Genomic DNA, 12,550 nt, shown 5'->3' with positions numbered 1-12,550 from the left:
AGAGTGGAGATCCGGGATCCTGCGGTCGGTAATGTCGAATGGGCGCCTCGCCGCACGGGATCCGGGTGATCGTGGGTGACGTGCAGGGCAAGGGACTGGCCGCGGTGGAGACGGCGGCCGTGGTGCTCGGCGCGTTCCGGGAGGCGGCCCACGACGAACCTGACCTGGTGGGGCTGGGGGAGCGGCTTGAGCGGAGCGTGGCCCGGGAGCTTGAGGGCGAGAAGTTCGTCACGGCGGTGCTCGCGGAGATCGGGTCCGGTCGCGAGGTCGTCTTCCTCGACTACGGCCACCCGGCGCCGACGCTCGGACGGCAGGACGGCACCGTCGACTTCCCGCAGCCGCCCGCGTACGCGCTTCCCCTCGGGCTCGGCGCCCACGGCGGCGAGGGGCCCGAGCCCTACCGGGTGGCCTTCGCGCCCGGGGACCAGCTCCTCCTGTACACCGACGGCGTCACCGAGACCCGGGACGCCCAGGGCTCCTTTTACCCCCTCGGCGAACGCCGACCTTCTCAAGGAGCCCGAGGCGGACCAGGCCCTGGAGGTTCTTCGGGAACACCTGGTCAGACATGCCGGCGGGCCGTTCCATGACGACGCCGCGATGCTGCTCCTGCGCTACCACGGCCATGGGGAAGGAAAATCTGTTCCCATCGGGTGAGGGAGCGCCGACTTCGGCACGGTAAAAAGGACCTATGCCGGAGCACGAGACCCCAGCAGGGGCCATGGACGATGTCGACGCGGTCACCAGGGCGGTGCTGACCGCCTCCCGCCTGCTGGTGGCCGTCTCCGCCCGTTCCCTCGCCGAGGTCGAGGAGCGGGTGACCCTGCCGCAGTTCCGGATGCTGGTCGTGCTCGCCACCAGAGGGGCCACCAAGCTGGTCGTGCTCGCCGACCTGCTCCAGGTGGCGCCGTCCACCGCGATGCGCATGGTCGACCGGCTCATCGCGGCCGGGCTCGCCGACCGCCAGACCAACCCCGACAACCGCCGCGAGACCCTGCTGCAGCTCACCGACGAGGGCCGACGCACCGTCGAGCACGTCACCGCCCGGCGCCGTTCCGAGATCGCGGGGATCGTCGCCCGGCTCGGTCCCACGCAGCGGCTCGCGCTGATCGAGGCCCTGGGCGCCTTCAACCGGGCGGGCGGCGAGCCGCCGGCGACCCTCCCCGCCGACAACCCGGATCCGCACCCGCTCGGCTGGGCCGTCGACGAGGCGATGGTGCACGACGTGTGACCCGCACCCGACCGGGCCGGAACGCGCGGCCGGCCATGATCCGCATACGGGCACGTCTTCTCCGGATCCCCCCTGTCTTGCATAATGCAAGGGAATGGTGAAGGCGGGCCTTGCCGCCCGCTCCGCGGTACGTGCCGCGCGAGTGCGACCGGCCGCGACAGCACGGCCGCACAGCGCGGGTGCCGGGGGTCTGAGGAGGCACGCAGGGAATGGGACTCGCGCGTAGGACGCGAACTGCAGGCCGGACTGCGCCGCCGAGGTCGCGACGAACTGCAGCTGTTGCGGGGTCGCCTGGTTGGGCAGCGTGATGTTCAGCATGGGCGCGATCTTGCGGCACAGGTCGTCCAGCCCGGCATGCCCCACGACCAGATGCCTGCCCGCCTCCTTCATCTCCGGCGTCGAGCCCTTCTCCAGCGCGAGCTCTCCCAACGGGTACTCCCACGGTCCTGCCGACCGGACCTTGACGGAAGTCGCGGTCCCCCTCGGTCAGCGGTCCCCACTGGGTGTTGGCGATGATCCGGGACGGATCGGAGGACGTGGTCCGCACGCCGAGCATGCCCGGGTGGACGAGGGCGGCCAAGGTGGCGGTGAGTGCCCCGCCGGCGACGAGGGCTCCGCTCGTGTGGCGGGCAACGGGCATGATGCCTCCTGACGCGAGCAAAGTGTTCGTCAGGAGTCACGCCGACCAATCATTGCGCAAGGTAAAACTTGCACGATGCTATACGGCGGTCGATGGGGCCGTGTCATCCCGCGGTAGGCGACGGTGTCGGAGAAGTCACGGAGGAGCCCTCCGAGGTGACGGCCGGACCTGTCGGCACTCCCTCGGTCGAAAGGCCCGGGGGCACCGTGAGGACGACCTGGGGCGCGCCCGCCGGCGGCACCGGCGGCGTCACCTGCGCGGACGGAAGCTTCGGCGGGGTCGTTATCTGGAAGTTGACCTGGTCGTAGTTGACCAGTCCGGTCTTCTCCATCTGCGTGATGTGGTCCAGGACCACGTCGTTGGCCTGGTCGGCCAGGGCCCGTACCAGCGTGTTCTCGGTCGTGGAGCGGACCTTGGCGATGGTGTTGAAGATCGAGCCGTGCGTGACGCGCAGGATATTGGCGAAGTCGGTGTCGAACTGCTTGCCCTTGTCCGACTGGAACGTCGCAAGGAAACCCGCCTGCTGAGGTGTGGGCTGGTTGGGGATGGTGATGTTCAGCATGGGGGCGATCTTCCGGCAGCGGGCGTCGAGCGCGGCGTGCCCGATGACCAGATGCCGCCCGGCCTCGCGCACGGCCGCGGTCGTCCCCTTCTTCATGGCCAGGTCCCCAGAGGGGCCCTCCCAGAGTCCGGCGGAGCGCACGAAGACGACGAAGTTGCGGTCGGACTCGGTGAGTGGTCCCCACTGGGTGTTGGCGAGGATCCTCGACGCGTTCGAGGAAGTTGTCTGGATGCCGAGCATGCTCGGATAGACGAGGGCGGCGAGTGTGGCGGCGAGTGCCCCGCCGACGGCGAGGGATCCGATCGTGTTGCGCGAGACGGGCATGGTGCCTCCTGGTGCTGGCGGCGTGGCTGTCCCGTCGTACGGAGGCGATACGGAAAAAGAACCATTGCGCTAGGTAAAGATTGCATGATGCTAGTCACGGGAGGGCTTCTGTCCGGCCGTTGTGGTCACACCCTGTACCCAGTTTTGCACAATGCAAAATGAGAGGGAGTGGCGCCCGGAACCCTTGTGGCCGCGCCCTCAGGCCGTCGCGTGCACCGCGCGCAGCGCGCTCTGGTGGCTCAGCCAGCCGACCGGCTTGCCCTGCTCGGAGTCGAGGACCGGCATGCCGGTGCCCGTGGCTGCCAGCAGGGTGTGCAGGGCTTGGGCGAGGGGCTGGTCGGCGGTGATCGGGGCGGGCGGTTCGGCCAGCTCGCCGACCCGGACCGGAGCCGCCTCCGGTTCCTCCGCCAGGGCCTCGGCGACCGCCTGGGCCGTGACCACGCCGATGTACTCCCCGGCGTCGTCGACGACCGGGAGCGCGCCGTGACCCGAGAGGCTCAGGAGGTCGGCGGAGGCCGCGAGCGTGGTGGACGCGGGCAGCGAGGACGGCAGGGGTTCCATCACGGAATCGACCAGCTGGCTTCCGAGCCGCGCGCCTTGTGCGGGGCCTTCGAGATCGACGCCTCGCCGTCGCAGCTTGAGGGTGTAGATGGTGTCGTGCGACAACAGGCGGCTGGTAGCGGCGGCCAGGACGATCGCCAGCATCAGCGGCAGGATGATCGAGTACTCGCCGGTGAGCTCGAAGAGGATCACCACGGCGGTGATCGGTGCCCGTGCGGCGCCGGCGAACACCGCTCCCATGCCGACCAGTGCGTAGGCGCCGACCGCGCCGGCGGAGGCGGGCAGCAGGTGGTGGACGCCGATGCCGTACGCGGAGCCGAGCATCGCCCCGATGAACAGGCTGGGCGCGAAGACGCCGCCCGAGCCGCCGATGCCGATCGTCAGACTGGTCGCCAGCATCTTGCCCACCAGCAACAGCAGCAGGAAGCCGACCGCGTAGCCGCCCTCGGTCGCCTTCTGCAGGACCGGGTAGCCGACGCCGTACATCTGCGGCAGGAGCAGGAGCACCAGTCCGAGCGCCAGTCCGCCGACCGCAGGCCGCAGCCACTCCGGTCCGCGCCACAGCCAGTCGCAGGCGTCCTCCACCAGGTACAGGAACCGGGAGAACCCCACACCGACCACCGCGGCAACGACGCCGAGCGCGGCGAACAGCCCGTACTGGGCCAGGTGGTCCACCCGGAAGCCGGGAAGCCGCAGGAAGGCGACGTTCCCGAAGGCGGCACGGCCGATGACGCTCGCGGTGACGCTGGCCAGCACGGTGGCGCCGAAGGCTTCCGCGCTGAAGGTGCCCAGGATCAGCTCCATGGCGAAGAACACCCCGGCCAGCGGTGCGTTGAAGGTGGCCGCGATACCGCCCGCCGCACCGCACGCGACCAGCAGTCTCATCCGGCCCTCGGTCACCTTCGCCATACGGCCGAGAGTGGACCCCAGCGCCGAACCGATCTGCACGATCGGCCCCTCACGGCCCACCGAACCGCCCGAGCCGATGCACAGGGCGGAGGCGAGTGTCTTGACCACCGCGACCTTGGGGCTGATCCGCCCGCCGCGCTGAGCGACGGCGAGCATCACCTCCGGCACCCCGTGGCCGCGCGCCTCCTTGGCGAACCGATTCACCAGGGGGCCGTAGAGCAGGCCGCCCACCACCGGGGCGAGCAGCACGAAGTACGGGCCCAGCCACGGCACGTGCGCGTTGGCCGCGCCCGGCGACGCCGCGTAGTCCGAGTGGCCGGAGAAGAGGTGCGTGAAGGTCTTGATGCACCAGCGGAAGACGATGGAGCCGGCGCCGGCACCGGCGCCGATCACCACGGCGAGCACCATCAGGCCCCATGGAGCGGTCCGCAGCCCCCAGAGGCTCGGTGTACGTGGCAGACCGCTCGTTGCGTAGGTGGACACTTGCTTTCCGTCCGTTGCCGCCGATGTGGCGCTCGTCGATGTCACTCCCATATCTTTGCATTATGCAAAACAAGTCAAGGGGGCGGTGGCACGAGCGGCGGCGGACCCCGCGCTGTGGGAGTCAGTCCGCTTCGGCGTGGGCCTCGACATCCTCGATGTCCGAGGGCCGTCCGGCCCGCGTCCACCGGGCGTACAGGGCGCCCGCGACGAGCAGGGTCGCGGCCAGGGAGAGGATGGGCCAGCCGCGCAGCAGGTTCACCGCGAGGGTGAAGGCCACGGCCACGGCGGCGAGGCCGTTCATCCAGGCCAGGGCGGTCTTCCGCTCGCGGTGCGCGAAGCGGGCCATGGCGAGCAGCCCGATCAGGAAGCTGACGAAGACGGCGACCGCGTAGAACAGGACGAGTTCCTGTTCCTGTCCGGCCGCCGCGACGATGATCAGTGCGGCGGCGGCCAGGTAGGCCACGACCGACCAGTACGGGGTGTGGTGGCGGTTGGTCCGGCCGAGCACCGGCGGCAGGACTCCAGGCCGGTCGGCGGTACCGGACAGGGCCTTCAGCAGTCCGGGTCCGGCCTGGAAGGAGGAGCTGGCGGCGGCGAGCAGCAGCAGCGAACTGGTCAGCTGGAAGGCGCCGTACAGCCAGCCCGGTCCGGTGGCGGCGTGCGCGATGTCGGCGATCTGGGTGGAGTCGGCGCCGGGGATGCCGATGCGCAGGCGCACGGCGAGGGCGGTCAGGGCCAGGGTGAGCCCGCCGACGATGACCAGCAGCAGCGCGAGCGTGCCGCGGCCGAAGCGGCGGCGGTGGGTGTCGTCGAGCTGGCCGAGCTGGGCGATAGCGGTGGACGGCGCCTCGATGCCGGTGGCCAGCGCCATGGCGACCGGGAAGGCCAGGACCACGGCCAGTGCCGCGGAGCGGCCCGGGTCGGCCGACGTGGCGGCGTGGCCGGCGCCGTGCGGAGAGGCGAAGCCCAGGACGAGGACGGCCACCGAGATCACGACGAAAGCCACGGTCATGGCGGCGAACAGCAGCCGTCCGCCGTGCCCGAACCAGGTCAGCCCCGCCACCACCACGAGCAGCAGCAGCGCCAGCGGGATCCGGTACGGGGCGAGGCCCGGGAAGAGGGCGATCACCGCGCTCGCCGCGGCCGCGATCGAGATGCCGATGGTAAGCACGAAGTCGACGACCAGGGCGCCGATGGGCAGGAACGTCCAGCGCGAGCCGAACGCCCGCCCGGCCGCCGCAGCGGCGCCGCCGCCCTTGGGGAAGCGCCGTACCAGCTGCCAGTAGTTCGCGGTGACGAGCACGACGAGCCCGATGACCAGGCTCATCGTCGGAAACAGCAGCGCCAGGTCGCCGTGCAGGGCACGCAGCGCCGCCTCGATCGCGTACGCCACCGAGGAGACCGGGTCCGCGATCACCGCGAAGGCGAACGCGAAGAACAGGACGGAACGGCGGGGGCCGCGCCGGTCCGGGGCGAGGCGCGGGGCGTTCGCGGCGACGGCAGCCGACTTCGAGGGGGGCACGGGAAGACCTTCCTTGATGTCCGTAGTACGCACGACGGACGAGTCACCAGGGACACTTCGCCGACCCGTCTTCCCGGCACACCGCCTACGACAGTACGTCAAAGGGCCATCAGTGTGGCGTCAGGGAAGCGTCAAGGTCTTGGGATGGCCCTCAGGCCACCGTCCCTGTCCGCCCGGTCACTCTCCGATGCGCTGGGCAGGCATGGAGCCATCGGGGCGTCTTACCGGTTCCGCATCGCCCGGAGCGGGGCATCCTTGACAGCAGAGCTTTGCATAGTGCAAAAGTAGAGGTGGGGTTGGCCTGCCCCAGTCCCCGGAGCGGAAGAGGCGACGCACACCGATGAGAGCAGTCATCTGCGGAGCCGGTATCGCCGGGCTCGCGCTCGCCGGCCGTCTGTACAACGCGCTCGGCTGGGAGGTCGTGGTCCTGGAGAAGGCGCCGGGCCCCCGCACCGAGGGATACATGATCGATTTCTTCGGCCCCGGATATGACGCCGCAGAGGCCATGGGAGTCCTGCCTTGGCTGGAGGAACTCAGCTATCCGATCTCCGGGGCGGCTTTCGTCGACGATCAGGGCCGGTGCCGTGCCCGGCTCGGCTATGACCGGTTCGCCCGGTCCCTGGACGGGCGCCTGCTGAGCATCATGCGGTCCGATCTCGAACTCGCTCTGCGGGAACGTTTGTCCTTCGCCGTCGGCCTGCGCTTCGGCGTCGGTCCGGCACGCGTCGAGACGAGCGCCTTCGGGGTCCGCGTCAAGCTCACCGACGGCAGCAGCCTTCACGCCGACCTCCTGATCGGGGCCGACGGCATCCACTCCACCGTGCGGGCGCTGGCCTTCGGCGATGAGTCGCGGTACGTACGGCACCTGGGTTATCACACGGCCGCTTTCACCTTCGACGACCCCGAGGTGAACGCGGATCTCGGCGACCGGTTCTGCCTCACCGACTCCGTCGGCCGACAGATGGGCCTCTACGCCCTGCGGGACGGCAAGGTCGCTGCGTTCGCCGTACACCATGCCACCGAACCCCGCCCGCCCCATGACGCCCGGGCCGGCCTGCGCCGCGAGTACGGCTCGCTGGGCTGGCTCGTGCCCCGCGCCCTGGCAGGCTGCCCGCCGTCACCCCAGCTCTACTACGACCAGGTCGCCCAGAGCGACCTGCCGTCCTGGAGCCGCGGACGGGTCGTCCTGGTCGGCGACGCCTGCCACGCCGTGTCCCTGCTCGCCGGGCAGGGTGCCTCGCTGGCGATCGCCGGCGCCTATGTCCTGGCCGACCAGCTCGCCGGATCCCGCAGCATCGAGGAGGCGCTCGCCGGATACGAGCGGCTCTGGCGGCCGGTGGTCTCCCGCAGACAGCGGGCCGCGCGCCGTACAGCGCGCTGGTTCGTCCCCGCCTCGCAGCGGCAGCTGCGGCTGCGCCGACTCGCCCTGAGGCTGGCCGACCTGCCCGGATCGGGCCACGTCGCCGGCGTGGCACTCGCCGGCAGGCAACGACCCCGCCTGCGTCAACTCGCAGCGGTGCCGGCCTGGGCGGGAACGGCGGAATCGACTGGAACGCGCTCTCGCCGAGCCAAGTCGACCCGGCAAGCTGGGAGTTCCGGCGAGCAGCCCCGGCACGCGGAGAGTTAGATGCCCTCAAGTCCCGGCCCCCGTCCGAGCGTCGTCGCCGCGAGCCTGCGGGAAGCCCTGGAAACCGCCGACTGCCTCATGCTGGCCGACCTCCTGCACCCCAACGTGCACTGGAGTCCGCCCGAAGGAGGCGAAACCGGCTGCCACACCCGCTCCCACGTCCTGAGCCGATTTTCCCGTCTCCATGCGCTGGGCCTGCGGGCGACAACCGAGGAAACCTTCACCTACCCGACGGCCGCCGTCCTCGGACTGCGGATCCACGGCACGGTGCCACCGGCCGCCCCGGAGAACGTGGGATACCACGTCTTCGACGTCACCGGTGGCCTGATCACACGCATCACCGGCTATGCAGACCGCGCCCAGGCGCTGGAAGCGGCCTTCACCGGGTCCGCGGCGGCCCGCCCGGCGGAGTCGGGTCACTGGCGCGGGTATCGGTCAGGGGCGTCAGGCTGAGGAGACCCGGGCCTGGAACCTGACCAGTCCGGCCACACCGAACTGCAGGGCCACCGAAAGCGTGTGCGCGGCGGTGACACCGTGCACCCCGTGCAGGAGGACGCGGGGGTCTCCCTTGCCGCCGAAGGTGACGGTGCTGCCACTCATCAGCAGGGTGCCGGCGGTGGACAGCGAACCGTCGCCCTCTGCCGATTTCCCGCCGACCAGCACGCCTCGCCCGCCGTCCGGCGTCGCGACCATACCGAGGTGTTCGGGGACGCCGTTGTCGTTGCGCACCTCCATGCTGAGCGAACCGTCGCCCGAGTGGTCGAGGTGTGCGACGGCTTCCGTGATCGTCAGGTCGACGTCGGCGACGTCCACATGAGTGCGGCCCGGGACCGTCGGTGACCCGTCGGACACGGAAGCGGAGGCGCTGGTACGGGAGGAGGAAGGACTGCTCGCGCACCCTGCTGTCAGGACAGCGAGTGTCACGGACAGGGGCACTGCGAGAAGGATGTGCCTGCGTGTGGTTGTGGCACCCATCTTTGCATTATGCCAAGATGGGTTTTCGGGGGAGCCTCCCCGGGTCTGCCACTCGCCGGCGACTGGTGCGGCCGGATGCACGATGCGACCCCGGGCGAAGGACACACCGGCCTGCGGTGCGGAGACCGACAGAGTGGGGGGGGATCATGGCATTGGTCATGTGCCCGTTGTGCAGTGACGACGAGGGCATCGAACTGGTCCGTACCCTGGGCGACGGACGCCGGGTCGTGAAGCATCGGTGCGGCTTCGAGTGGGAGCACGGCGAACCCGTCCTCCCGGAGAAGGACCGGGTCCGCTCCTTCGGTGACCTCAAGGCCCGCTTCCCGAAGCCCGAGGACGTCGAGCCCCGGCGGCTGGAACGGGCGGCCCGGCTCAAGGCCGAATACCTGGCCAGCAGCCCCGACTTCGACCCGCAGGTCGCCGCCTACTGGGCGAAGTACCAGCAGGTCTTCTCCCCGGGCGGGCTGAGCACCTGTGACCCCAGGGTCCTCAAGGACTTCGCCAACTCCGATGTCGGAGCCCACCCCGGCAACCAGGCCACCTTCAACTCCGCCTGGAACCTCATGGGTGACGCCGCGGCAGGGGAATCGACCCGCAGCACGATCGAGTACCTCCTCTATGGGCCCGACGAGGTACCCCTGGAAGACCGGCTCCAGCACCTGCTCTCCGGTGTGAAGCCGTTCGCGATGACCGGCTTCAAGGAGGCACTGCTCACCAGAGTTCTGTGCGTGGCGCAGCCCGAGCGGTTCCTGTCGATCCTCAAGTACACGACCCTGGCGGGCGGCAAGCGCGAGATAGCCCGAGCCGTGTACGGACTCGAACTGCCCGCACCCGAGTCGGTGAACCGGACCCTCGGCCGGCTCATCCTCTGGAGCAACGACCTCCTGCACAGCCTCGTCGGCGAGGGCTTCGCCAACCAGCAGCACTCCGCCGCTTTCCTGTGGTGGGCCAAGGACCAGCCAGGAGGATCCGGATAGACCATCCGTCGTGCGGACACCTGCGCGGACCGCATTGCTCCTTGCCATGGGCATTCGCAGTCGTCGCCGGCCGCCGCGGTCGCTGCTGCCGGCCTGTGCGTAGCGATGCCGTAGAGACCCCGGTGCGTGCTTTGGGCCAGCGAGCGATCGACACCCGGTGTTCCTGCCTTCGGGGAGCCGTTGAACGCCAGCTCGCGTGCCTCCACCTGTCGGTCGATCGGAGTGTCGGCGTCGGCGGCTGCGCCTCGGGAGAGAAGGGCCGGACGCTTTGGCGGGTCCGGCGAGCAGGCGAGCGGCTGGCAACCGCATCATGCTCGGTCCGCCTTGTCCACTCGGCCGGTAACTGGGTCGGCGGGTGTCTGCCGAAGCCCATGGCGGACCAGCCGCGCGCTCAACAGCTCTACACGGAACCGGAACCGCCCATGACCCACATCTCTCGCGTGAGCAGTCCCGCACTGCGGAAGCGCCCATGCTGCCGGGGTTCAGGAAGTGCTGACGCCCCGGCTGGTGGGTGACTGACCTCTGCAGGTTTTGTACAAGGCGGACAACCGAAAGCGGTCCTCAGAAAGACGAAGACCGCGACCTCCGGGTTTCGGGCCCGTCAGCTCAGAAGGGGCCGTGCAGACTGCCCAGTCTGTCGGTCAGGCGCAGGTTCTCGGAGTAGTCGACGGGGCAGGCGATCACGGAGACACCTTCGTCGTCCAGAGCACGGCGCAGTGCGGGCAGCAGTTGGTCGGCGGCCTCGATCCGGTAGCCGCGCGCGCCGAAGCTCTCGGCATAGGTGACCAGGTCCGGGTTGGTGAACCTGGTGTGGCTGTGGCGGCCCAGTTCGAGTGACATCTTCCAGGTGATGAGGCCGTATTCCTCGTCCGCCAGGACCAGGACGACCAGCGGGACGCCTTCACGGACGGCCGTCTCCAGTTCCTGCGAGTTCATCAGGAACGAGCCGTCGCCCATCATGGCCAGGACGCGCCGGTCCGGCCGGGCCAGCTTGGCGGCGATGGCGCCCGGCAGTGCGAAGCCCATGGTGGACAGGCCGTTGGAGACCAGGCAGGTGTCCGGTTCGTAGGTGGGGTAGAGACGGGACATCCACATCTTTCCGGCGCCGGTGTCGGCGAGCACGATGTCGTGGCGGTCCAGCGCGGTGCGCACATCGGCCACGACGCGCTGCGGCACCAGGGGGAACGCGTCGTTGTCCCGTCCGTACTGCAGCTCTTCGCCGAGCAGGGTGCGGATCTTCGCGCTGCTCGCCGATGCGTTCGCTCTGAGCGGTCTTGAACGCCTTGCGTGTCACCTCCGGCACCGCGTCCGGACACACGATCTGGGCCGCCCACTGGGTGACGGGAGCGAACATCGACACCAGGTCGATGACCTGGTGGGATTCCTTCTGGGCGCGGCGCAGGGAGCCCTGGGCGGCCAGGGCCACCAGCGGCGCGCTGTTCGTCGTGGCGTCCGCGGTGCCGAGGAGCAGGTTGATCGCGCCGGGGCCCAGGGTGGCCGAGCACACGCCGGCCCGGCCGGTCAGCCGCCCGTAGATCTCCGCCATGAACGAGGCGGCCTGTTCGTGGCGCACCAGGACGTACCGGATGCCGGAGCCGTTCAGCGCGTCGACGAACCGGATGTTCTCCTCGCCGGGGATGCCGAAGACGTACTCCACGCCCTCGGCGCGCAGACAACGCACCAACAGGTGCGCGACGTCCTCCACCGCTGCCGTGTCCTGCGAGTCGCTCGCGTTTTCGGTACCCATGAGGCGAACGTAGGCACGGCCACCGGACCCGGCCACTCGTCGGCAGCCGGCCGAGGGGCGCGGAACGCCGGAACCGTTCGGAGGCGTTGCGGTGGCGGCTGCTGCGGTCGACACGCAGGCTGGGCGCAGTGGACGAGCCGCCGCGCGCCGCGCGGCGGCAAGGCTCCGGGAGGACTGCGTGACTGCTTCGTCGCCCGCTACCGACGCGCCGCCGGCCCGGTACGACGACCTACGTGCTCTGGTGTTCAACTGCACCTTGAAGCGCTCGCCGGAGACGAGCAACACCCAGGGACTGATCGACCGCAGCACCGCCATCCTGGACGCACAAGGAGTGCACGTCGACGTCGTACGCGCGGTGGACCACGACATCGCCACCGGTGTGTGGCCCGACATGACGCAGCACGGCTGGGAGCGGGACGCCTGGCCCGACCTGTACCAGCAGGTCCTGGCAGCCGACATCCTGGTGCTGGCCGGCCCCATCTGGCTGGGCGACAACAGCTCCGTGACGAAGCAGGTGATCGAGCGGCTGTACGCCTGTTCCAGCCTGCTCAACGACGCAGGCCAGTACGCCTACTACGGCCGAGTCGGCGGCTGCCTGATCACCGGCAACGAGGACGGCGTCAAGCACTGCGCCATGAACGTCCTCTACAGCCTCCAGCACCTGGGCTACACCATCCCTCCCCAGGCGGACGCCGGATGGATCGGCGAGGCCGGCCCCGGCCCCTCCTACCTCGACCCCGGATCGGGCGGCCCGGAGAACGACTTCACCAACCGCAACACCACCTTCATGACCTGGAACCTGCTCCACCTGGCCCGGGCGCTGAAGGACCTCGGCGGTATCCCCGCCTACGGCAACCAGCGCACCGCCTGGGACGCCGGCTGCCGCCACGACTACGAAAACCCCGAACACCGGTAGCGGGATGCCGATGGCAAGCGGCGGACGGCCGTCGGGCTCGGCCCCTCGAGGCGGGCCGGCACGCCGGGGACCGGACGAG

General features: G+C 70.1%; 9 protein-coding genes and 3 pseudogenes. 6 read left to right on the top strand and 6 right to left on the bottom strand.

The annotated features are described in order from the left end of the window. Positions 1-44: 44 nt before the first annotated feature. Together ABVB68_RS25825 and ABVB68_RS25820 are read left to right on the top strand one after the other, a co-directional pair. A pseudogene (locus ABVB68_RS25825) lies at positions 45-654 on the top strand (PP2C family protein-serine/threonine phosphatase); the annotation flags it as partial. A 34-nt stretch (positions 655-688) separates the two neighbouring features. Beyond that, the gene (locus ABVB68_RS25820; protein WP_353603520.1) at positions 689-1,228 is read left to right on the top strand and encodes a MarR family winged helix-turn-helix transcriptional regulator; all 540 of its coding nucleotides are present in this window, start codon (positions 689-691) and stop codon (positions 1,226-1,228) included. Between the two features lie 219 nt (positions 1,229-1,447). Here the strand turns inward: ABVB68_RS25820 and ABVB68_RS25815 are convergent. From ABVB68_RS25815 to ABVB68_RS25800, 4 genes and pseudogenes are all read right to left on the bottom strand, one after another. Next, positions 1,448-1,868 (bottom strand): annotated as a pseudogene (locus ABVB68_RS25815) (DUF4142 domain-containing protein); the annotation flags it as partial. A 103-nt stretch (positions 1,869-1,971) separates the two neighbouring features. Further along, the gene (locus ABVB68_RS25810) at positions 1,972-2,754 is read right to left on the bottom strand and encodes a DUF4142 domain-containing protein (protein ID WP_353603519.1); all 783 of its coding nucleotides are present in this window, start codon (positions 2,752-2,754) and stop codon (positions 1,972-1,974) included. A gap of 198 nt (positions 2,755-2,952) precedes the next feature. Beyond that, on the bottom strand, positions 2,953-4,632 hold the full coding sequence (locus ABVB68_RS25805; protein WP_353603570.1) for a chloride channel protein: 1,680 nt from the start codon (positions 4,630-4,632) through the stop codon (positions 2,953-2,955). A 196-nt stretch (positions 4,633-4,828) separates the two neighbouring features. Beyond that, the gene (locus tag ABVB68_RS25800; protein ID WP_353603518.1) at positions 4,829-6,229 is read right to left on the bottom strand and encodes an APC family permease; all 1,401 of its coding nucleotides are present in this window, start codon (positions 6,227-6,229) and stop codon (positions 4,829-4,831) included. Positions 6,230-6,569: 340 nt separating this feature from the next. Here ABVB68_RS25800 and ABVB68_RS25795 point away from each other — a divergent pair, with 340 nt between their 5' ends. Beyond that, positions 6,570-7,856 carry an FAD-dependent monooxygenase gene (locus ABVB68_RS25795; RefSeq protein WP_353603517.1) on the top strand — a complete coding sequence of 429 codons (1,287 nt, stop codon included), beginning with the start codon at positions 6,570-6,572 and terminating at the stop codon, positions 7,854-7,856. Beyond that, positions 7,857-8,309 carry a nuclear transport factor 2 family protein gene (locus ABVB68_RS25790; RefSeq protein ID WP_353603516.1) on the top strand — a complete coding sequence of 151 codons (453 nt, stop codon included), beginning with the start codon at positions 7,857-7,859 and terminating at the stop codon, positions 8,307-8,309. On the opposite strand, the gene ABVB68_RS25785 is transcribed toward ABVB68_RS25790, so the two are convergent. Continuing rightward, positions 8,301-8,708: a hypothetical protein gene (locus ABVB68_RS25785; RefSeq protein ID WP_353603515.1), complete on the bottom strand. Its 408-nt coding sequence runs from the start codon at positions 8,706-8,708 to the stop codon at positions 8,301-8,303. The genes ABVB68_RS25790 and ABVB68_RS25785 overlap by 9 nt on opposite strands. Positions 8,709-8,977: 269 nt before the next feature. On the opposite strand from ABVB68_RS25785, the gene ABVB68_RS25780 reads away from it, so the two are divergent. Further along, entirely contained in the window at positions 8,978-9,808 is an 831-nt protein-coding gene (locus tag ABVB68_RS25780; RefSeq protein WP_353603514.1) for a hypothetical protein, read from the top strand. Between the two features lie 606 nt (positions 9,809-10,414). Here the strand turns inward: ABVB68_RS25780 and ABVB68_RS25775 are convergent. Continuing rightward, a pseudogene (locus ABVB68_RS25775) lies at positions 10,415-11,555 on the bottom strand (thiamine pyrophosphate-dependent enzyme). A gap of 178 nt (positions 11,556-11,733) precedes the next feature. Between ABVB68_RS25775 and ABVB68_RS25770 the strand changes: the two are divergent. After that, complete coding sequence (locus ABVB68_RS25770; protein WP_353603513.1) at positions 11,734-12,471, top strand: flavodoxin family protein; 738 nt, start codon at positions 11,734-11,736, stop codon at positions 12,469-12,471. The last annotated feature ends 79 nt before the right edge of the window (positions 12,472-12,550 follow it).

Origin of the sequence: Streptomyces sp. NPDC096012 (genome assembly GCF_040426375.1) — a bacterium.
Lineage (GTDB): Bacteria > Actinomycetota > Actinomycetes > Streptomycetales > Streptomycetaceae > Streptomyces.
Note: the sequence above shows the minus strand (reverse complement) of the source record. Positions and strands in the feature narration are given on the sequence as shown.

What these genes read in the sequence shown, in the direction of transcription:
- ABVB68_RS25820 (WP_353603520.1), top strand. Translation starts at nt 689, where the DNA reads ATGCCGGAGCACGAGACCCCAGCAGGGGCCATGGACGATGTCGACGCG.
- ABVB68_RS25795 (WP_353603517.1), top strand. Translation starts at nt 6,570, where the DNA reads ATGAGAGCAGTCATCTGCGGAGCCGGTATCGCCGGGCTCGCGCTCGCC.
- ABVB68_RS25805 (WP_353603570.1), bottom strand. Translation starts at nt 4,632, where the DNA reads ATGGTGCTCGCCGTGGTGATCGGCGCCGGTGCCGGCGCCGGCTCCATC.
- ABVB68_RS25790 (WP_353603516.1), top strand. Translation starts at nt 7,857, where the DNA reads ATGCCCTCAAGTCCCGGCCCCCGTCCGAGCGTCGTCGCCGCGAGCCTG.
- ABVB68_RS25780 (WP_353603514.1), top strand. Translation starts at nt 8,978, where the DNA reads ATGGCATTGGTCATGTGCCCGTTGTGCAGTGACGACGAGGGCATCGAA.
- ABVB68_RS25810 (WP_353603519.1), bottom strand. Translation starts at nt 2,754, where the DNA reads ATGCCCGTCTCGCGCAACACGATCGGATCCCTCGCCGTCGGCGGGGCA.